Raw genomic sequence first — 18,200 nt, 5'->3', positions numbered from 1 at the left:
GGGAATCTCGCGAAACGGGATGTCGAACCTTCGGGCGACCGGCGCGAGGTCGGGGTGGTTGCCGACGACGACGGGAACGTCGACGCGCCATTCTCCCGAACGGCACCGCGCCAGGATGTCGTCGAGGCAGGCCGGGTCCTTCGACGCGAAGACCGCCATTCGCGGGACTTCGTTCGAATCGTGGAGCGACCATTCCGTGTCGGCGGCTCCTTCCACGATAGCGCCGACCCGATCGGCGATCTCGGAATCCGTCAGCGTGAATTTCGAGACGTCCCACTTCAGGCGCGTGAAGTACTGCTGATCCTCGGGATCGACGAACTGATCGTGATAGAGGATGCGCCCCCCGTGGTCGTACACGAGCTCGGTCAGCCGCGCCGCCAGGCCGCGGCGAAGGGGACACTGGAGCAGCAGGATGAGCGATCGGGACTCGTCGCGATTCGGCTCGTCGGTCATGGGTGATTCCGTCCTTTGATCCGGCGAGCATCATATCGGGACGGCCGTCGCCGGGGCGGCGCCGAGCCTCTTTCTTCGCTCCCGCCTGCGGCCGACGCGGAATCGAGGAGTTGGCGGTGAACGCCGCGTTTCGACAGATCGACCAAAGATGGACACCGGCCGGCGGCACGGAACTGACCCCGGGCCTTAAAATCTCGTCATTCCATGAGCCGAGCCCGCTGCGCTCTCTTCGTTTCCTCGCTGCTCGTCTGGGCTTCGACCGTCCACGCCCTCTCGTTGTGGGCGAACGTCGCCGATCCGGTGTTCTCGAGGATCGACCAGAAATCGTTGCCGCATCCCGCCGTCTACGCGGTGACCCAGGATGCGGCCGGCTTCATCTGGGTCGGCACGCCGGCGGGCCTCTCCCGCTACGACGGCTACCATTTTCGAAGCTACCGGACGGATCCGAATGCTCCGTCCGGAGTCGAGTCCCTCCTCTCGGATCCGGACCGGAAGCTCTGGATCGGTACGCTCTCGAGCGGGCTTCTTTGCCTCGATGAATCCACCGGAACGTTCCGCGCCTGGCACGCCGACCCGACGGGCCGGACGGGCCCGAGGAGCGCCACGATCATTGCCCTGGCAAGGGCGCCGGGGGGCCTTCTCTGGGTGGGGGGCGACAGCGGTCTCGACTCCTTCGATCCCGCGACCGGACGATTCGAGCGCGCCGATCTGGCGGACGCGGGCGAGGCGCAACCACGCGTGGAGGCGCTTCTCGTCGACCGGGGGCAGACGGTCTGGGCGGCGACCGTCCACGGGCTGTACTTTCGCCCGCCTCGCGAGAAGACGTTTCGGCGCTTCGTTCCGGACGGCGCCGGGGATTTCATCGCGCGCGGGTTCTTCAGCCTGTACGAAGACGCGGCGGGCCGTCTCTGGATCGGATCCGTCGACGCGGTATTCGTTCTGAGCGCGGAGCGCCGCGTCGAGCGAACCTACACGTCCGGCAAGGACCCTTCCGCGCTGCCCCGCGGCGAGCAATGGGGCGTGATCGAGGTGAACCCCGGCGTTTTCTGGGTCGCGTGCTACGACGGCGGCATCTCGATCGTCGACGACGCGGAGCAGCGCGTTCGCCGGATCGCGATCGACCGGGCGGATCCGGGCGGTCTCACCCCCGGCGACGTGTGGCAGTTCTTCCGGGATCGGTCGGGGCTGATCTGGATCGCCAACGGCCCGGGAGGCCTGCTCGTGCACAATCCCGCCAACCGCGGCATCGACGAGCTCTCCTCGAGCGACAGAGGGTCGGGAGCGGGCGACATCGGTGCGCGCGCCGTCGCGTCCGCACCCGACGGAAGTCTCTGGCTCGGCGGATCGGACAAGGTGGTTCGGATCGACCCGCGAACGGGCTCATCCCGTTCGTTCACGGTCCCGAATCACCCGAGCGTGCAGACGCTCGCGAGCGGCGCGGACGGAACGCTGTGGATCGGAACGATGCACGGCGTCTGCCGTCTGGTACCGGCGGGCCGCGAGGTCGAATGCCCGTACGAGCATCTCGACCGCGTGTTCTCTCTCGTCGAGAGCCGCGGGACGCTCTGGGTCGGGACCGGCTCCGGACTGGCCGCGCTGGACGAGCGAAGCGGCAACGTCGCGCGATACCGGCGCGGCGATTCTCCCGAGACGCTTTCGAACGACTTCGTCACCACGTTGTACGCGGATCGCGCGGGCCGGATCTGGGCCGGAACCCGGAACGGCCTCGACCGCATCGACCCCGGCACGGGGCGCGTCGTGCGATTCGTCCACGATCCGCGGAACCCGAGCTCCCTGGGGCCGGGGGCCGTCAGCTCGATCGTCGAGGACCGCCGCGGACGGATCTGGGCGAGCGCCGTCGGGGGACCGCTGAACGTGCTGACGGAAAGAGCCGGCGGGGGCGCCGACGTTCAGCGCCTCGGCGCCGCCGAAGGTCTGCCCGAGCACGTCGATGCTCTCGCGGCAGGCCCGGACGGCCGAATCTGGGCGAGCGCGACCAACGCGCTTGCGAGCATCGACTCGGACGATTTCCGCGCGCAGATTCTCGGCCCGGCGGAGGGCATCCAGGAAGCCGAGTTCTGGACCGGCGCGGTCGCCGTTTCGCGCGACGGGGCGATTTTCTTCGCCGGGACCCGCGCCGTCACGGTGATCGAGCCGGGAGCGAGCGCGGAGTGGAGCTATTCGCCTCCGGTCGCGGTCACGGCGCTCAAGGTCGACGGCCGGACCGTTTCACGCCCGGGCGGTCTTCGCGGTCCCCTCGAGCTGCCTGCCGGCGCGCGCGATGTCACGGTCGAGTTCGCGGCGCTCGACTACTCGGCGCCCGAACGGCTCCGCTACGCATACCGGCTCGAAGGGTACGACCGCGGATGGATCGACGCGGACCCGGCGCACCGCGTCGCGACGTACACCAATCTGGCTCCGGGAACGTACACGCTGCGCGTGCGCGGCACGAACCGGCGCGGCGTATGGAGCTCGAGCGCCATCGCGCTCGTCCTGCGCGCTTTGCCGGCATGGTACGAGACGTGGTGGTTCCGATCGCTCCTCGGCGTGCTCCTCGCCGTGGCGATCTTCACGATCGTTCGGGCGCGCACCGGAGTCCTGCGCCGGCGCGCCGAACGCCTGGAGGGGATCGTCGCGGAGCGGACGAGCGAGCTCGCGAGGGCCAACGCGGCGCTCGAGGACCTGACGATCACCGACCCGTTGACGGGGCTGAAAAACCGCCGCTTCCTCATGCAGCGCATCGACGACGACGTGGCGCTCGCGCTCCGTCAGGGGACCGACCTCGTGTTCTTCCTGGTCGACATCGACCATTTCAAGAAGGTGAACGACGAACTCGGCCATTCGGCCGGCGACCGGATTCTCGCGCAGATGCGCGAGCGGCTGGAGTCGGTCTTCCGTTCGTCGGACTACGTGCTTCGCTGGGGCGGGGAAGAGTTCCTCGCCGTCGCGCGCGGAAGCTCCCGCTCCGACGCGGCCGAGATCGCGGAGCGGCTGCGCACCGAGGTTTCGGAGCGCCCGTTCCTGCTCGACGGAGGACAGGCTCTGGCGAAGACCGTGTCGATCGGGTTCGCGGCGTTGCCGTTCGTGCCGTCGGCTCCGCGCGCCATCGCGTGGCCGCAGGTCGTGGAGCTCGCCGACCAGGCGCTCTATCGCGCCAAGAGCGGCGGGAGGAACACGTGGGCCGGCCTCGCCGCCACGGCGGGCACGGATCCGGGGGAGCTGTCCCGACGACTGGCGGCATCCTCCGAAGATGCCGTGGGCGACGGCGCGCTGGAGATCATCGGTCCGAAGCCAGGTCCGAACTCGGCGCAGATCGCGTAAGCCGCGGGATGCCCCGGCATCCCTCGCGGGACGCCGGCTCTCGTCTGGGCGCGACTCACGCTCCTGCGGGGAGTCGCGGCCGGCTCCAAACCGACAGCGTGAGACCGGCGACCATGAGCACGAGAAGCGAGAGGTTCACGTAGACGCCGGGCGGGTGCCCCGTCCGGACGATGGGCATGACCTGAAGAATCAGTTTCCGGCTCAGGTGCTCCACCAGGAGGACGGTGAACATCAACGGAACGAGAGCGCGATATCGCGCCAGGATCACGACGCACAGCAGGCAGATCATGAACTGGGAAAGTCCCCAGAGCGCAAATTGGGTGATGACCATTCGCGCGCCATCCGGCGTGAACGAGTCGAGAGGGATGCCGTCGGCGCCCCTGGCGACCTCGCCGCCGTTGAAAATGGAGTTGAGGCTGATCGTCGTCTTCAGGAAGACGAGCAGGGGAAAGAGCCAGAGCGCGAGCCGCGAGCCGTGATACGCGTTGTCGGCATGTTTGGGAAAGAGTCGTTCGAGCATGGGTCTCATGGCGTCGGCTCGGAATTCGGAGGCGGTCCGCCGGCCCAGCGATCACGAAACCGCCGCCGGAATTCTTCCCGCTCCTCGGCCGTCATTCGCACCCAGCCGCCCCGCTCCCGCCGCCAGGAACCGACGCGGCGGTAACCGCGGCCGAGACCGGAGCGGCCGAAGAGAATTCGGCAAAGAGCCAGCACCCCGACGGCCTGCCAGAACGTGAGGAGCCGCCACCCGAACAGGGTCGGCAGCAGCCAGTTCCACAGGAGCATCACCAGCGCGCCGCCGACGGCGATGAAGACCGCCATCCCGACGATCGCCGCCGGGACGATGAAGATCAGTTTCTTTCTCATTCGGTGCTCCTCAATTCTTCGTCAACTCGTCGTGAATGCTGCGCAATCGCTCTCGCAGACGAAGCACCGCATAGCGCTTGCGCGAGAGCAGCGTATTGACGTTGACGCCGCTCTCCGCCGAGAGCTCCTTGAAGCTCCGACCCTCCAGCTCGTGGGCGACGAACACTTCGCGCTGCTCGTCGGGCAGCTCGTCGAGCGCGAGCACCAGCTCGTCGAAGAGCACGCTCCTCAGGTAGAGCGCCTCCGGCCCGGCATCGGGCGAGGGCAGGAGATCTTCGATCCGCAGCGGCTCGCCGTTCTCGTCCTCCCCAGCCGTGTCGGTGAAGATCTCCGCCTTTTTCCGGCGGAAGAGGTCCGTGATCCGGTTGCGCGCCACGCGAAAGAGCCAGGCGGTCACGTGCTCGATCGGCATCAGCAGCCGGTTGGCTTCGACGAGGGCGGAGAGGACGTCCTGGAGCAGGTCTTCCGCGTCGGCCTCGTTTGGAACCCGTTTGCGGATGAAATGGCGCAGCCGGGACCGCTCTTCCGCGACGATCTCGGAGATTCGACGGTCTTGCTCGGTCATCGATGCTCGAATCATCCATCCATGGGTGTAGACGAACGGCGGAAGGAAATATTGCAGGGACGCGAAGCCGGGCCAGGCGGGCGGCGCCGGCCCGTCGGCCTCGCGCGGCGTTCAGGCCGGGAACCATCGGACCCGCCGGCTCGGCGGCTCCGTCACTTCTTCGCTTTGGCCGCCGGCGCCCGGAACGCCAGGTCGAACGAATACGCGATGTACGAGAGCTTCACGGGTTTCACCGTCGCGATGCGGCCCTCGATCCCGGAATCATCGATGAGGCCGACCGTGAGCGAGACGTTGCCGTCCTCGACCCTCCCGAGACCGACGCCGATTTCGTGCCCAGGGGCGTACAGCTTCCCGAAAGTGTTCGTGAGCTTTCCCTCCCGGCGCGAAAAGCTGAACGCGACGGCGTGGAGCTGCTTTTCTTCGACGAGCTTTTCCGGGATGAAGGGAATGGCGTCCGGCGGGAGGGGCTGATCGGAGAGGACCACGATCGGCTCGTCGGGATCGGTCTCGTCCAGATAGGCATGCGGGAGCTCGATCGCCTTGCCGTCGACCGTCAGGGTTCCGGACACCTCGCGGCCCGCGGATTCCGCGGCTCGCGCCTCGATGCCCGAACCGAGAGCGCAGACGAGGGCAATCAGGGCGGCGATCGAAACGATCTTCATCGTCCGATCTTACTTCGACGTTTCGCGCTCCGGCGGAAGGGGGCGCAAGTTCGTGCCGGAGCGCTCAGCCTCGTTCGGCGGGGTGGACGGGCAGCCGTCCGGCTTCCTCGGACAGTCGCCGGTGACGTTCCGGCGCGCCGGCACCGGGATAGATCACGGACTTCCACACGACGCGGATCTTCCGCGGCGTCGCGGCGCCGGCGCGCACGAGGTCAATCATGCCGCGCGCTCATTGCCAGCTCGCCGTTGGCGAGCACCCTCCGCGCCCGGGCGACGAGTCGCGCGGTCCGGTCCACATCCGTGTCCCGATCGATGTCGGCGGCGAACGTTGTCATGGCGGTCTCCGTCATTCCCACTCGCTGGATTACGGACGCGACGGCCGCGCCGTCCAGCCGTGACGGTTGCGGAACACGCCCGGCGGCGGGAACGGGACGATACCGGAACTCGCCGGCCGGGATTATCGAAATCTTGTGGGTTGCGTCGCGGGACACGCGCCCGGTCCCGGGCTGCGGGTCGCCCGCTCGAGCCCGTGCGCTCGATGCGCGCCGGGTTTAGACTGCGGCCGGAAGAGCGCGGGGTCGCCGGGGCGGCGATGCAGGCGAGAGCGCCGTCAGCGACGAGGCGTTTCCAGATGATGATCCCGCTCGTGGCGAAGAGCCTGGATCCGCGACGAAGGTGCCGTCGAGTCCGCCCCGCCCTCCGGCGGGCCTTTGGACGGGTGGGCTTCGCCTTCTCTCTGCTCGTCGCGGCGGACGCGCTCGCGGTCGATCCCGCGCTCGTCGCACTCGCGGCGAAGATCGAGCGGTTTCCCGCGACGCGCGGAAACGGCTCGGAGAGCGCGAGGCTCGGGGAGCTCTTCGAGCTCTCGTGGGAAGCGCGCATGCGGGAGATGCCCGATCTCGCGGCGGCGATCGGCTACCGCGGCGTCGACGACCGGCTCCCCGATTTCTCCGCCGAGGCGCTCGCTCTCGGCCATCGTCTCTCCCGTCTCGAGCTCGCGGCGCTCGAGTCCATCGATCGCGGGCGGCTCTCCCCGGTGGAGCGGCTCAACGACGATCTCGCGCGTCGCCGGCTCGCTCTCGAGGTCGAAGGGGAGAGGTTCGGGAGCCTCGATCCGTGGCGAAACGACTGGCTGCTCGTCGACCGGATGAACGACCGGATCTCCGGCGCGCTGGGCCTCGTCGGGCAGACGCCGGCTCGAACGGCGGCCGACTTCGAGAACGCGCTCACGCGCCTGCGCGCCTTCCCGCGGGTCGTCGACGAGGGAATCGGGAGGCTCACCGAAGGACTCGCGCGCGGCATCACTCCCCCGCGCGTCACGCTCCGGGACGTCCCCGAGCGGGTCGGCTCCCTCGTCCCCGCAGACGCGTGGCAGAGTCCGGCCCTGGAGCCGTTCCGGCACCTCCCCGGCTCGATTCCGGCGGCCGAGCGCGACCGGATACGGAACGAAGCGAAGACGATCTTCGAACGCGGCGTCGCGCCCGCTTTGCGCCGCTATCGGGACTTCCTCGAGCGGACGTACGTGCCGGGCGCCCGCGAGTCGATCGCGATGAGCGCGATGCCCGGCGGGGGCGACTGGTATGCGTGGCTTCTCCGGTACTACACGACGACCGGGCTGTCGCCCGCCGAGATCCACCGGCTCGGCCTCGCCGAGGTCGCCCGGATCCGTCGGGAAATGGACGCCGTGATCCGCGAAACCGGCTTCGCCGGCGATTTCCGTTCGTTCTCGACGTTCCTGCGGAGCGACCGCCGTTTCTTCTACGAGAAGCCCGAGGACCTCGTCTCCGGCTACCGCGACATCGCCAAGCGGATCGATCCGGAGCTGCTGCGGCTCTTCCGCCGGCTGCCGCGGCTTCCGTACGGCGTTCGGGCGATGGACGAGGCGGAAGCCGGTACCGCTCCCAGCGCCTATTACGACAACGGCTCGCTCGCGGCGGGGAAACCCGGCTGGCTCCTCGTGAACACGACCGCCCTCGCTTCGCGGCCGAAGTGGGAGATGGAGGCGCTGACGCTCCACGAGGCGGTGCCCGGCCACCACCTCGCTTACGCGCTTGCGGAGGAAACCGGCGGCCTTCCCGAGTGGCGGAAGTGGGACGTGTATCCCGCGTTCTCGGAGGGATGGGCGCTGTACGCCGAAGGTCTGGGTGAGGAGATCGGCATCTATCGGGACCCGTATTCGCGGTTCGGCCGGTTGAATCTCGAGGTCTGGCGGGCGATCCGGCTCGTCGTCGACACGGGCCTGCAGACGATGGGTTGGACGCGGGCACAGGCGATCGCGTACTGCCGCGACAACTCCGCGCGGAGCGACACCGACGTCGCGCAGGAGGTCGACCGGTACATCGTCCAGCCGGGGAGCGCGCCCGCCTACAAGATCGGAGAGAGGAAGATCCGGGATCTCCGGGCTCTCGCGGAGCGGGAGCTCGGCCCGGGCTTCGACGTGCGCGATTTCCACGACGCGCTGCTCGGGGGCGGGCAGCTCCCGCTCGACCTGCTCGAGAAGCGGATCCGCGAATGGATTGCCGCACGCAAGGGCGGCTCGGCGAGCTTCGGACCGTGAAGACCGATCCGGTACCGCCGCCGGCTCGTCCCCGGACTCGCCCTCAGACGAGCTGCGATGCCGCCTTCTCGCACCGCTCCCGCAGGCGCGCGTCGCCGATCTCCTCCGTCCACGGAGCGAAGGCCTTCGTCGGCCCGCGCCATCGCAGCACGTCGACGTTCGCAAAGAGCGGCGCGTCGGTCCGGAGCGTGGCGAGGTTCTTGAAGAGCAGCGCGCGCTCGCGCTGCTCCCCCAGGACGTGGGGAGGGAAGGCCTCGATCGGGCCGTAGCGGTTGAGGAGCTTCGCCGCGCCGACGGCGCCGATGCCGCCGATTCCGGGATATCCATCCGCGGCGTCGCCGACCAGGGCGAGATAGTCGGCGATGAGGTCCGGCCCGACCCCGAACTTCTCCCGGACCCCGGCCGCGTCGCGAATCTTGCCGGCCCGCCGGTCGACCTGGACGACCCGGCTGCCGCGCACGCATTGCGCGAGGTCCTTGTCCGGCGTCCAGAGGCAGACTCTCTCCACGCGGGCATCCTTCGACGCGAGATACGCCGCGGAGGCGAGAGCGTCGTCGGCCTCGAGCTCGATCATCGGCCAGACGACGACTCCCATCGCCGCGAGCGCCTCTTCGAGGGGATGGAACTGAGCGAGAAGCGCCGGTTCGATTCCCTCCCCGGTCTTGTAGCCGGGCCAGAGGCGATTGCGAAAGGACTCGATCACGTGGTCGGTCGCGACGGCGACGTGCGTCGCCCCTTTCTCGATCGTCTCGAGCACGGTGTTCAGCACGCCGGCGACCGCGCCGAGCGGTCGATCTTTTCCTTTCGTGAATCGTCGAAGGCCGTAGAAGTGCCGGAACAGCTCGTACGTGCCGTCGAGGAGGTGGACGATCACCGGGGGAGCCTATCCCGCCGGGCGTCAGACGGTCAGGATCGATTCGGGGTACTGCTTGGCGGGTTCGAGACCGCCCACCATGTGGTAGACGGTGGCCTTGTCCACGATCAGATGGCCGTCGGGGGACAGCCAGATCTTCGCCCGATCGAGGGGCGACGGAGCGGGGCCCTCGAAGTTCATCCCGTTGATGTAGTAGCCGGACCCGTGGCAGGGGCACTTGAATTTCTTCTGGTCCTGCAGCCAGTTCGGTACGCACCCGAGGTGCTTGCAGATCGCGATCAGGGCATAGAACGCGCCATCGGTCCGCCGGACGATCCACACGCCGTACTTCTGCTTCCAGCGCGTGTCGACGAGTCCCGGCAGGTACGAGGACGGAAATCCCGCGTCGAACCGCGTGGGCGGTTCGAAGAGCACGTTGGGGAAGAGGAACCGCAGCGCGGCCGTGCTTCCGGCCCCGACGGCGGCGGCGAACCCGATCCACGACGCAACGAGCCACCCGCGCCGCGTGAGGCCGGAGTCGGCGGGCTTCGGGGTTTCGGCGCGCGAGATGACGACGGGTTCCCGGATCATGACAAACTCCCATTACTACAACCTCGACGAGAAGCAAAGCATTTCCGCCCCGAGCCGAAAAAACGTTTGACCTCAAAATAAGACAGGCCGGGATCGGCGCGCCGGTCAGCGCCGGCGCGCGATCACGATTTCGGAGGAGATCCCCCAGGAGGCAGCGGTTTCACGGTGGAGCGGCTCCCATCTCTCTCCCTCGAGCGCAGCCGAGAGCTCGATCGGCCGGCACCCGCCGACGAGACGCGGATTCGCGCGCCAGACGCTCTCCCACAGCTTCATGAGGAGGCTCGAGGGAAATCGACGTCCGTGCGTGATGCTGACCGAGCAGAGAAGCCCTGCGGGTTCGAGGACCCGGAAAGCTTCGCCGACGGCGTTGCGAAGGGCCGCAGGGGGAAGCAGATCGAAGACGTAGGTCGCGACGAAACGGTCGGCGCTGCCGGAGGCGAGCGGAAGAGGGACGCCGCCGGCCGTCGGCAGGACGTGCGCACGAGGTCCGAAAGCGGCCAGCCGGCCGGCCGCGAGGCGCTGCATGACGGGACTCAGATCGATACCCGTGTATTCGGCGTTCGGCGGGAGGACCTCCCGAAGGAGCCGGAGGGCGAGCTTTCCGGTGCCGCAGCCGAGCTCGACGACCGACCGGGCCGACCCGAAGCGGCCGTTCGCGATCAGGAGGTCGAGGGCGGCGTCTTCGTAGAACCCCTGTGCGTCCTGCCGCGCGCCCATTCGATCGTAGAAGCGCCGGGCATCCGCGGGAGAGAACTCGGTTCGCATTTCCCGCTCCGGAGAGAGTTTCTCATCTCCGGGCGCGCGGCGTCATGCGCCGGTCACCGGCACGACCACCTTCGAGACTCCGTGACGAATGGCTTCTTCGGCTCCCCGATGCGCCTGCTCGGGATCCACTCCGCGCGCGACCAGAAGGTTGACGACGTCCGCGGAGGCCGAGAGCCGTCCCGGCGGCGAGACGATCGCCTGCTTCCCGTCCGGATCGACCTCGAAAACGCTGAATTTCGGGTCTTCTCCGGCGCGGATCGCCATGTGGTGGATCCAGTACTCGTACATGGACAGACCTTCTCCTACCTCATTCATCGCCGAGCGGCGATTTTGGGGACACGAAGAGGGGGCGTCGACGCCAAATAGCGGAAAAACAAGCAGTTCGATGACCGAGGCTCGCCGGCGAGCTCAGGAAACGGGCGAGACGGCCACGGCCCGCGCCAGGCGTTCCTTCAGGGTCGTGATCCGGCGCCGGGAGGAGATCCGCCGTGCGGCGATCGCGAGCGCGCTCTTCGTTCCGACGAGCACGACGAGCTTCCTCGCCCGCGTCACCGCCGTGTAGAGGAGGTTTCGCTGCAGCATGACGTAGTGCTGCGAATGAATCGGGACGACGACGGCCGGGTATTCGCTTCCCTGGCTCTTGTGAACGGTGGCGGCGTAGGCGAGCGACAGCTCGTCGAGCTCGCCGAAGGCGTACGCCACCGGACGGCCGTCGAACGTCACCGTGAGCTCCTGTTCCCTTCCGTCGACCGCCGCGATGCGGCCGATGTCTCCGTTGAAGACGTTCTTCTCGTAGTCGTTCACCATCTGCATGACGCGGTCGCCCGCGCGGAAGATCCAGCCGAAGCGGCTGACCTCTTCGCCCGAGGGGTTCAACGCTTCCTGGAGCTTCACGTTCAGGTTCCGCGCGCCCAGCTCTCCCTTCTGCATGGGGCAGAGGACCTGGACGTCTTCGCGCGGGTTCATTCGGAACCGGCGCGGAATCGACTCCGTGACGAGCTGCAGCACCCGCGCGACCCCCTCCTCCGGCGCCTCGGCCTCGACGAAGTAGAAGTCGGAGAGCTCTTCCTCCTTCCCGCTCCTTTCCGGGAAGACGGGGAGGAGCCCCCGGTTGATCCGGTGCGCGTTCGTGACGATCGTGCTCCGGGCCGCCTGCCGGAACACCTCCGTCAACCGGAGAACGGGAATCGTCCCGGAGTCGATGACGTCGGAAAGCACCGATCCCGGTCCGACGGAGGGGAGCTGGTCCACGTCGCCGACGAAAAGGAGCGCCGCCCCGGGCGGCACCGCGCGCACGAGCTGGTGGCAGAGCGACACGTCCAGCATGCTCGCCTCGTCGACCACGAAGAGATCCCCTTTCAGCGGATGTTTCGCGTCCCGCTTGAATCCGAGAGTCGCCGGGTCGAACTCGAGGAGCCGGTGGATCGTCTTCGCGTCGACGCCCGAGGTCTCCGTCAGGCGCTTGGCGGCTCGCCCGGTCGGGGCGCAGAGAACCGCCGTCAGCTTCTTCGCCTGGAAGATCTTCACGATCGAATTGACGAGGGTCGTCTTCCCGACGCCCGGACCGCCCGTGATCACCATCACCTTTGCCGTCAAAGCCCTCGACAGCGCCGCACGCTGCGTGGGGGAGAGCGTCACGCCGACTTTCGCCTCGACCCAGTCGGCCGCCTTCTCGAAGTCCACGGCGGGGAGCGGGTGGCGGCCGCGGGAGAGCCTCGCGAGGGCCTCCGCGAGCTCCCGCTCGGCCCGGTCGATCGGCGCCAGATAGACGAGCGGTGCGCCATCCGGGCCGGAGTGCTCGGCGAGCCTTTCCGAGGCGGCGCCGAACGCGATCGCGGCGTCGGTCGTCTCCACCGGTATCCCGAGAAGGTCGGAGGCCTTCCTCGCGAGATCCGCCCTCGGGTATGCGCAGTGGCCCTCGTTGGTGAGCTCCTGGAGCGTGAACTCGACGCCGGCGCGCGCCCGGAGCTCCGACTCCCGGCCCACACCGACCCGGGCCGCGATCGCGTCCGCGCTCTTGAAGCCGATTCCGCGAATGTCGCGCGCGAGGCGGTACGGATCCGCCTGCACCTTCTCGATCGCATCCTCGCCGTAGGTTTTGAAGATCCGGTAAGCGCGCGACGACGAGACCCCGTGGCTGTGGAGGAAAACCATGATGTCGCGGACGATCTTCTGCGCGCGGAAGGACTCCGTGATCGCGCGCTGGCGCCCCGGTCCGATCCCTTCGACCTCGCGCAGGCGCCGGGGCTTCTCGGCGATCACGGCGAAGACGTCCTTGCCGAACTTCTCGACCAGACGCGCGGCGAAGGCGGGCCCGATCCCCTTGATGAGGCCGGAGGCGAGGTAGCGCTCGATGCCTTCCGCGTTGTCCGGGGCCGACGTCCGGATCTCGTCGGCCTTGAACTGCGCGCCGTGGCGGGGGTCGATCGTCCACTGGCCGGTCGCGCTGAGCCACTCTCCGACCGAGACCGCCGGCGCGGTGCCCACGACCGTGCAGAGCTCTTTCCGGCCGCGCACGGCGACCTTCAGGACGCAAAACCCCGATTCGTCGCTGTGGAACGTCACCCGCTCGACCTGCCCGGTCACGGCCTCGGCGGGCATCGGCGGGGCGGCGCTCTCCGGTGGACGCATTCCCGTATTGTGGACGATTGCGAGGGAAGGGCAAGGCGGCCGGCGTTTGCCGCCGCACGCAAAGCGGGCTCAGGAAACCGAGGGAAACGGGCGGGTCGCCGCGTCGCGGAGCGCGCGGATTCGGGCCATGACCGTTTCGACCATCCGGTCGCAGCGCGGTCCCATGAAGGGAAAGGCGTGACGGATCCCGGTGCCCGCTCTCGCGAGGAGCTCGCGGCGAAGGACGGCCCGGGCCCGGTGGAGGCGGGTCTTGACCGTCTCCTCGGTGACCTCCAGCGATTCGGCGGTTTCCGCGGTCGAGAGCTCCTCGATCTCCCGCAGCACGAAAACCGTCCGGTACGTGTCGGGCAGGTCTTCGATCACGGACTCCAGAATGGAGCGGACCTCTTCGCTCGCGGCCAGTCCTTCGGGATCGGGGTCGCGGGATACCTGCTTCATCTCGAACGTCTCTCCCGCCGCATCCGGCTCGATCGTCCGGAACCGATGGCCGCGTCGCGCGCGCGCCCACGCTTCGTGGAGCGCGATTCGGGAGAGCCACGTCGAAAACGCCGCGCGGCCGGCGAACTGGTCCAGGTGCGTGTACGCCCGGACCCACGCGTCCTGGACCACGTCCTCGGCTTCCGCGTCGCTTCGCAGGACGGCGCGGGCGAGCCGGTAGACCCGCTGGTTGTAGCGTCGCATGAGGATCTCGAAGAGGTCGGTTTCCCCCGCGCGGACCCTCTCGATAACGGCGTCGTCGGAGAAGTCATTTCCCTCCTCGGCTCTGGCGGCCACCGTATTCACGATCATTCCCGGTCAACCTAACAGAGCGCGAATCGACGAAAAGGTTACGGCGGCAAATCTTAATTCGCCGCTTCCGACGCTCCGCCGCTGCCGGCGACGGGATGTCACCAAACCTCTCCCGCGGACTCTGTATCGGGCAGGAGGCAAGGTTTCGATGAAATTCCAAAGAGACAGGGAGAAAGAGCTCGATTCGATCTGGTGGGTGCTTCGCATCGCTCTCGGGCTGGGGCCCTTCCTGGCGGGGCTCGACAAGTTCTTCAACGTCCTGACCGACTGGAGCATGTACTTGAGCCCGCTCGCGCAAAAGGTCCTCCCGATCGACCCGCGCGTGTTCATGCGCGGAGTCGGCGTGATGGAGATGATCGTCGGAGCGGCGATCCTGACCCGCTGGACGCGGCTGGGCAGCTGGGTCGCGACGGGGTGGCTCGTCGCGATCGCGGCGAACCTCGTGACGACCGGGATGTTCTTCGATCTCGCCGTCCGGGACCTCGAGATCGCGGTCGCGGCCTTTGCTCTGGCGCGGCTCACCGAGGTCCGGCAAGCGGCGCTCGCGGGCGCCGGCGCCCGCCGTCCTTTGGGCCAGGGGCTCTCGAGCGCTTCCCTCTAAAACGCCGTCAACGCAACGAACCCACGAAAGGAAAAGACGATGAAGAAGACCCTCCTGCTGATGCTCGCTGCCGCCGCGCTTCCCGCGATGCTTCGCGCCGAATCGTGGAAGAACGTCGCCCTGGTCGACTCGATGTGCGCCGGCAAGGCGGCGGTCGAGGCCGCGCCCGACTCGCACACGACGAAATGCGCGATCCAGTGCCAGGCGAGCGGCTATGGAATTCTCACGGCCGACGGCCGGTATCTCAAGCTCGACCGGAAGGGGAACGAGCAGGCGGCCGCCGCCTTGAAGGCCACGAACAAAGCCGACCACCTGCGCGTCGATCTCGAAGGGGAACGGCAGGGCGACGAGATCGAGGTCCGGTCGCTCTCGCTGAACTGACCCGCATCCGGGGAGCGACGATCCCGACCCGCTCGCGGCGGGTTCGGGATCGTCGCGGCTCCGGAGTCCTTTCGATCGCCCGGTTAGACTAGGTGCGTCCTCACGCGAGCGCACCGGCGCGAGTCGGCGGAGTCGCCCGAAGGAGAGCGTCATGTCGAAACTTCTCGAGAACAAGGTGGCCCTCGTGACGGGCGCCGGCTCCGGGATCGGCCGCGAGATCGCCGTTCACTACGCGGCCGAGGGAGCCCGCGTCGTCGTCTCCGACGTCAACGAAGCCGGCGGGAGGGAGACTCTCGAGCGGATCCGCGAGGGAGGCGGACGCGCGGTGTTCTTCGAGGCGGATACCTCGATGCCGGCGGAGAACGCCGCCCTCGTCCGCGCGGCGGTCGCGGAATTCGGGGCGCTCCACGTCGCCGCCAACAACGCGGGGATCGCGGGGCCGCAGGCGCCCGTCGGCGAGTATCCGGTCGACGGATGGGACCGGGTGCTCGCCGTCAACCTGTCGGGGGTCTTCTACGGAATGCGCGCCCAGGTCCCCGCGCTGCTCGAGGCCGGAGGCGGCTCGATCGTGAACATCGCCTCGATCCTCGGCCAGGTGGGGTTTCGCAATTCTTCCGCCTACGTCGCGGCCAAGCATGGTGTCGTCGGTCTGACACAGAGCGCGGCGCTCGAATACGGGAGGAAGAGCATCCGCGTCAACGCGGTCGGGCCGGGTTTCATCCGGACGCCGATGCTCGAAAACCTCACGCCGGAGGCGCTGAGCCGTATCGAAGGGATGCATCCGCTCGGACGGATCGGCGAGTCCGCCGAGGTCGCGGAGCTGGTCGCCTGGCTGAGCTCGGACCGCGCGTCCTTCGTCACCGGCGCGTACTACGCGATCGACGGCGGGTATCTCGCGCAGTAAAGAGGTCGGCTCGACCGATAGCCGGGCCCGCGGCTAGACCGGCGTCGTCTCGCCTTCGCCGGGACCGCGCCCCACGCGAACTTCCCGCGAGAAGAGCGTGATCGCCGGATCGCCCAGGAACCGAAGCAGCAGACCGGTCCAGGACCGATGGAACACGAGGCCCTCGTACGCCTCGGGCGCCGTCTCCCGGATCCGCGGAAGCCGGTTCCAGGGAACGGACGGGAAATCATGATGCTCGTTGTGATAGCCGACGTTGAACGCGACGGTGTTGAGCGGTCCGTAGTAGCTGTACGTTTCCTGCGGAGGCGCGAAGACGTAATGCTCCTGGATCCATCGGGCGCCGAGCGGATGGAGTCCGAGACCGAAGAAGGTCGAGAACAGCAGATAGAAGAAGGCTCTCGGGCCGAGCCACGCCCAGACCGCGGCGTCGAAGGCGATCTGAACGAGGAAGTTCATCGCGATCCATCGGTCGACCGGGCGGATCTCGCGCAGACGCGGCGGACGCGTGATCTGGAAGACCGGGAAGAGCAGCATCCACACGGCCTTTCCGAGAGGGGAGTGCCCGATCAGCCGCGCTTCCCACCGGTTCGGCACGTCGGCATCGAGCTCGTAGACGCCCTGATACGCATGGTGCTTCAGGTGATACCGCTGGAACGAGACGGCGCTCGGCAGGATGTGGGGCAGGTTCGCGAAGATGCCGGCCAGCGTGTTCCACCGCGGATTCCGGAAGAGCAGGTTGTGCGTGCACTCGTGGATCATCACCCAGAGGGCGTGGCTCGCGAACGCTCCGACGAGCATCGCCGTGGCGACGACGAGCCACCACGATTGCGATCTCAGCAGGTAAGCGAGAACGAACTGGAGCCCGGCTCCGGCGGCGACGACGGCGAGGCTCGCAGAATTGACCCCGATGAACCGCCGGACCTCCGGGTGCGCCGCGAGGATCCGCATCGTTCGCTCGCGGTGGGGCGGCGGGTCGGGAGAGAGCAGGAAGCCTTCGCTCATCACGGCTAGGATACATCCGCGAGGGATTCCGACCGGATCGCCGGAGGCTCGAACCGTTCGCGTGGTTTCGACCTCGAAGCGTTTCCCGACGGAGTTTATTCCGTCATTTGGATCAGGCGCCGCCGGCGGCCGGGGCGTAGGTTCGTGGAGGCGCATCTCCGGATCGGGACGGTCCTCGCCCGGGCGGTGTGCCGACGGAGGCAACCATGGCACTACTCGAGACTCTCACCGATCTCGCCGGCAAGGTCACCGGCAAGACTCCCGTCGCCGACGTTTCGTCGACGTTCGATCACGTGTCCCGGACGGTCCCGCCGAGCACGCTCGCCGAGGGGCTGACGCATGCGTTCCAGTCGGAAAAGACGCCTCCCTTCGGCGACATGGTCTCGAATCTCTTCAACCAGTCGAACCCCGACCAGAAGGCGGGTCTCCTCAACAACCTCATGGGGGCGCTCGGCCCGGGCGGCGTGTCGTCGCTGCTGGCCGCAGCCGGCGGCCTCGGAGGGCTCGCGAACATCCTTCCGGCTGGCGGCAGCGTCACGCCGACGCAGGCGCAGCAGGTCTCCCCGGAGCAAGTGCGCGTCCTTGCGGAGCAGGCGGAGAAGAAGAACCCGTCCATCGTCAACATGGCCGCCAACTTCTACGCCCAGCATCCGACGCTCGTGAAGAGCCTCGGGGCGGGCGCGCTCGCGCTCCTGGTCTCGAAGATCTCTCCGCCGAGGTCGTAGTCATGGGCATGGCCTGAATTCGGCCCGACCCAACGGCCGCCGCCTCGCGCGGCGGCCGTTCTCGTCCCCGGCTTTCCCTTCGACGCATCGGCGTCGGCACGGTCATCGCCCTCAAAAGTGCGCCCCGGTGCGGTGCCGGGGCGCGGGGCGGGTCGGAGCCGGGACCTCGCTAGACGGATTTCCCGGAGAGCGATTTCCCGGAGAGAGACTTGCCCGACATCGATTTGCCGGAGAGGGACTTGCCGGACATCGATTTCCCGGAGAGGGACTTGCCCGACATCGATTTGCCGGAGAGAGACTTGCCGGAGAGAGACTTGCCGGAGAGAGACTTGCCCGACATCGACTTGCCGGACATTGATTTGCCCGAAAGCGACTTGCCGGAGAACGACTTGCCGGAGAGCTTCTTTCCCGGAAGAGACCGGCTCTTCTGTTCGTTCGTCAGCTTGATCCTCACTTCGTTCGCCATTTTGTCCTCCTCTCGTTTGAAAGACCTTGATCGCAACATTCGGGCCCGCGAGTTCGAATCATAAGTT

General features: G+C 67.9%; 21 protein-coding genes. 6 read left to right on the top strand and 15 right to left on the bottom strand.

Annotated elements, in window-relative coordinates:
- On the bottom strand, positions 1-453 hold a 453-nt coding region (locus VKH46_04705; protein HKB70121.1), incomplete at its 3' end, for a formyltetrahydrofolate deformylase.
- 204 nt (positions 454-657) lie between these two features.
- Between VKH46_04705 and VKH46_04700 the strand changes: the two genes are divergently transcribed.
- A complete protein-coding gene (locus VKH46_04700) occupies positions 658-3,774 on the top strand; it encodes a diguanylate cyclase (protein HKB70120.1) in 3,117 nt (1,038 codons plus the stop codon).
- A gap of 55 nt (positions 3,775-3,829) precedes the next feature.
- Here the strand turns inward: VKH46_04700 and VKH46_04695 are convergent, their stop codons facing one another.
- The 6 genes from VKH46_04695 to VKH46_04670 form a co-directional block, all read right to left on the bottom strand.
- Positions 3,830-4,294: a hypothetical protein gene (locus VKH46_04695; protein HKB70119.1), complete on the bottom strand. Its 465-nt coding sequence runs from the start codon at positions 4,292-4,294 to the stop codon at positions 3,830-3,832.
- A 5-nt stretch (positions 4,295-4,299) separates the two neighbouring features.
- A complete protein-coding gene (locus VKH46_04690; GenBank protein ID HKB70118.1) occupies positions 4,300-4,641 on the bottom strand; it encodes a hypothetical protein in 342 nt (113 codons plus the stop codon).
- Positions 4,642-4,651: 10 nt separating this feature from the next.
- Entirely contained in the window at positions 4,652-5,206 is a 555-nt protein-coding gene (locus VKH46_04685; GenBank protein HKB70117.1) for a sigma-70 family RNA polymerase sigma factor, read from the bottom strand.
- A 152-nt stretch (positions 5,207-5,358) separates the two neighbouring features.
- The gene (locus tag VKH46_04680; GenBank protein ID HKB70116.1) at positions 5,359-5,868 is read right to left on the bottom strand and encodes a hypothetical protein; all 510 of its coding nucleotides are present in this window, start codon (positions 5,866-5,868) and stop codon (positions 5,359-5,361) included.
- A 64-nt stretch (positions 5,869-5,932) separates the two neighbouring features.
- Positions 5,933-6,088, bottom strand: coding sequence for a hypothetical protein (locus tag VKH46_04675; GenBank protein HKB70115.1), 156 nt, complete (start codon positions 6,086-6,088; stop codon positions 5,933-5,935).
- Positions 6,081-6,203, bottom strand: coding sequence for a hypothetical protein (locus VKH46_04670; GenBank protein HKB70114.1), 123 nt, complete (start codon positions 6,201-6,203; stop codon positions 6,081-6,083). The genes VKH46_04675 and VKH46_04670 overlap by 8 nt, the downstream gene beginning before the upstream one ends.
- A 383-nt stretch (positions 6,204-6,586) precedes the next feature.
- Here VKH46_04670 and VKH46_04665 point away from each other — a divergent pair, with 383 nt between their 5' ends.
- Positions 6,587-8,425, top strand: coding sequence for a DUF885 domain-containing protein (locus VKH46_04665; protein ID HKB70113.1), 1,839 nt, complete (start codon positions 6,587-6,589; stop codon positions 8,423-8,425).
- 43 nt (positions 8,426-8,468) lie between these two features.
- Here the strand turns inward: VKH46_04665 and VKH46_04660 are convergent, their stop codons facing one another.
- From VKH46_04660 to VKH46_04635, 6 genes are all read right to left on the bottom strand, one after another.
- Positions 8,469-9,299, bottom strand: coding sequence for a 5'-3' exonuclease H3TH domain-containing protein (locus tag VKH46_04660; protein HKB70112.1), 831 nt, complete (start codon positions 9,297-9,299; stop codon positions 8,469-8,471).
- Between the two features lie 24 nt (positions 9,300-9,323).
- Positions 9,324-9,869, bottom strand: coding sequence for a ubiquinol-cytochrome c reductase iron-sulfur subunit (locus VKH46_04655; protein HKB70111.1), 546 nt, complete (start codon positions 9,867-9,869; stop codon positions 9,324-9,326).
- Positions 9,870-9,974: 105 nt separating this feature from the next.
- On the bottom strand, positions 9,975-10,634 hold the full coding sequence (locus VKH46_04650; GenBank protein HKB70110.1) for a class I SAM-dependent methyltransferase: 660 nt from the start codon (positions 10,632-10,634) through the stop codon (positions 9,975-9,977).
- A 42-nt stretch (positions 10,635-10,676) separates the two neighbouring features.
- On the bottom strand, positions 10,677-10,949 hold the full coding sequence (locus tag VKH46_04645) for a hypothetical protein (protein ID HKB70109.1): 273 nt from the start codon (positions 10,947-10,949) through the stop codon (positions 10,677-10,679).
- 93 nt (positions 10,950-11,042) lie between these two features.
- Positions 11,043-13,265 (bottom strand): ATP-dependent RecD-like DNA helicase, encoded by a 2,223-nt coding sequence (locus VKH46_04640; protein HKB70108.1) that lies wholly within the window; start codon positions 13,263-13,265, stop codon positions 11,043-11,045.
- Between the two features lie 69 nt (positions 13,266-13,334).
- A complete protein-coding gene (locus VKH46_04635; protein HKB70107.1) occupies positions 13,335-14,048 on the bottom strand; it encodes an RNA polymerase sigma factor in 714 nt (237 codons plus the stop codon).
- Between the two features lie 154 nt (positions 14,049-14,202).
- Here VKH46_04635 and VKH46_04630 point away from each other — a divergent pair, with 154 nt between their 5' ends.
- The 3 genes from VKH46_04630 (at position 14,203) to VKH46_04620 (ending at position 15,940) form a co-directional block, all read left to right on the top strand.
- Positions 14,203-14,655, top strand: coding sequence for a hypothetical protein (locus tag VKH46_04630; protein ID HKB70106.1), 453 nt, complete (start codon positions 14,203-14,205; stop codon positions 14,653-14,655).
- 39 nt (positions 14,656-14,694) lie between these two features.
- Positions 14,695-15,036, top strand: a complete 342-nt coding sequence (locus VKH46_04625; GenBank protein HKB70105.1) for a hypothetical protein — start codon at positions 14,695-14,697, stop codon at positions 15,034-15,036.
- A gap of 151 nt (positions 15,037-15,187) precedes the next feature.
- Positions 15,188-15,940 (top strand): glucose 1-dehydrogenase, encoded by a 753-nt coding sequence (locus tag VKH46_04620; GenBank protein ID HKB70104.1) that lies wholly within the window; start codon positions 15,188-15,190, stop codon positions 15,938-15,940.
- Positions 15,941-15,973: 33 nt separating this feature from the next.
- Here VKH46_04620 and VKH46_04615 read toward each other — a convergent pair whose 3' ends face one another.
- Entirely contained in the window at positions 15,974-16,942 is a 969-nt protein-coding gene (locus VKH46_04615) for a fatty acid desaturase (protein HKB70103.1), read from the bottom strand.
- Between the two features lie 206 nt (positions 16,943-17,148).
- Here VKH46_04615 and VKH46_04610 point away from each other — a divergent pair, with 206 nt between their 5' ends.
- Entirely contained in the window at positions 17,149-17,667 is a 519-nt protein-coding gene (locus VKH46_04610; GenBank protein HKB70102.1) for a hypothetical protein, read from the top strand.
- Between the two features lie 169 nt (positions 17,668-17,836).
- On the opposite strand, the gene VKH46_04605 is transcribed toward VKH46_04610, so the two are convergent.
- Complete coding sequence (locus VKH46_04605; protein ID HKB70101.1) at positions 17,837-18,133, bottom strand: hypothetical protein; 297 nt, start codon at positions 18,131-18,133, stop codon at positions 17,837-17,839.
- Positions 18,134-18,200 lie beyond the last annotated feature (67 nt).

It is taken from the genome of Thermoanaerobaculia bacterium (assembly GCA_035260525.1).
Lineage (GTDB): Bacteria > Acidobacteriota > Thermoanaerobaculia > UBA5066 > DATFVB01 > DATFVB01.
The sequence above is the reverse complement of the archived record's forward strand: the minus strand, read 5'-3'. Positions and strand labels throughout refer to the sequence as shown.

Bases quoted from the DNA above. Each gene is read 5' to 3' on its own strand.
- VKH46_04640 (HKB70108.1), bottom strand. From the start codon at position 13,265: ATGCGTCCACCGGAGAGCGCCGCCCCGCCGATGCCCGCCGAGGCCGTG.
- VKH46_04645 (HKB70109.1), bottom strand. From the start codon at position 10,949: ATGAATGAGGTAGGAGAAGGTCTGTCCATGTACGAGTACTGGATCCAC.
- VKH46_04655 (HKB70111.1), bottom strand. From the start codon at position 9,869: ATGATCCGGGAACCCGTCGTCATCTCGCGCGCCGAAACCCCGAAGCCC.
- VKH46_04630 (HKB70106.1), top strand. From the start codon at position 14,203: ATGAAATTCCAAAGAGACAGGGAGAAAGAGCTCGATTCGATCTGGTGG.
- VKH46_04615 (HKB70103.1), bottom strand. From the start codon at position 16,942: ATGAGCGAAGGCTTCCTGCTCTCTCCCGACCCGCCGCCCCACCGCGAG.
- VKH46_04680 (HKB70116.1), bottom strand. From the start codon at position 5,868: ATGAAGATCGTTTCGATCGCCGCCCTGATTGCCCTCGTCTGCGCTCTC.
- VKH46_04670 (HKB70114.1), bottom strand. From the start codon at position 6,203: ATGACAACGTTCGCCGCCGACATCGATCGGGACACGGATGTGGACCGG.
- VKH46_04690 (HKB70118.1), bottom strand. From the start codon at position 4,641: ATGAGAAAGAAACTGATCTTCATCGTCCCGGCGGCGATCGTCGGGATG.
- VKH46_04625 (HKB70105.1), top strand. From the start codon at position 14,695: ATGAAGAAGACCCTCCTGCTGATGCTCGCTGCCGCCGCGCTTCCCGCG.
- VKH46_04620 (HKB70104.1), top strand. From the start codon at position 15,188: ATGTCGAAACTTCTCGAGAACAAGGTGGCCCTCGTGACGGGCGCCGGC.
- VKH46_04695 (HKB70119.1), bottom strand. From the start codon at position 4,294: ATGCTCGAACGACTCTTTCCCAAACATGCCGACAACGCGTATCACGGC.
- VKH46_04610 (HKB70102.1), top strand. From the start codon at position 17,149: ATGGCACTACTCGAGACTCTCACCGATCTCGCCGGCAAGGTCACCGGC.
- VKH46_04650 (HKB70110.1), bottom strand. From the start codon at position 10,634: ATGCGAACCGAGTTCTCTCCCGCGGATGCCCGGCGCTTCTACGATCGA.
- VKH46_04605 (HKB70101.1), bottom strand. From the start codon at position 18,133: ATGGCGAACGAAGTGAGGATCAAGCTGACGAACGAACAGAAGAGCCGG.
- VKH46_04700 (HKB70120.1), top strand. From the start codon at position 658: ATGAGCCGAGCCCGCTGCGCTCTCTTCGTTTCCTCGCTGCTCGTCTGG.
- VKH46_04685 (HKB70117.1), bottom strand. From the start codon at position 5,206: ATGACCGAGCAAGACCGTCGAATCTCCGAGATCGTCGCGGAAGAGCGG.
- VKH46_04675 (HKB70115.1), bottom strand. From the start codon at position 6,088: ATGATTGACCTCGTGCGCGCCGGCGCCGCGACGCCGCGGAAGATCCGC.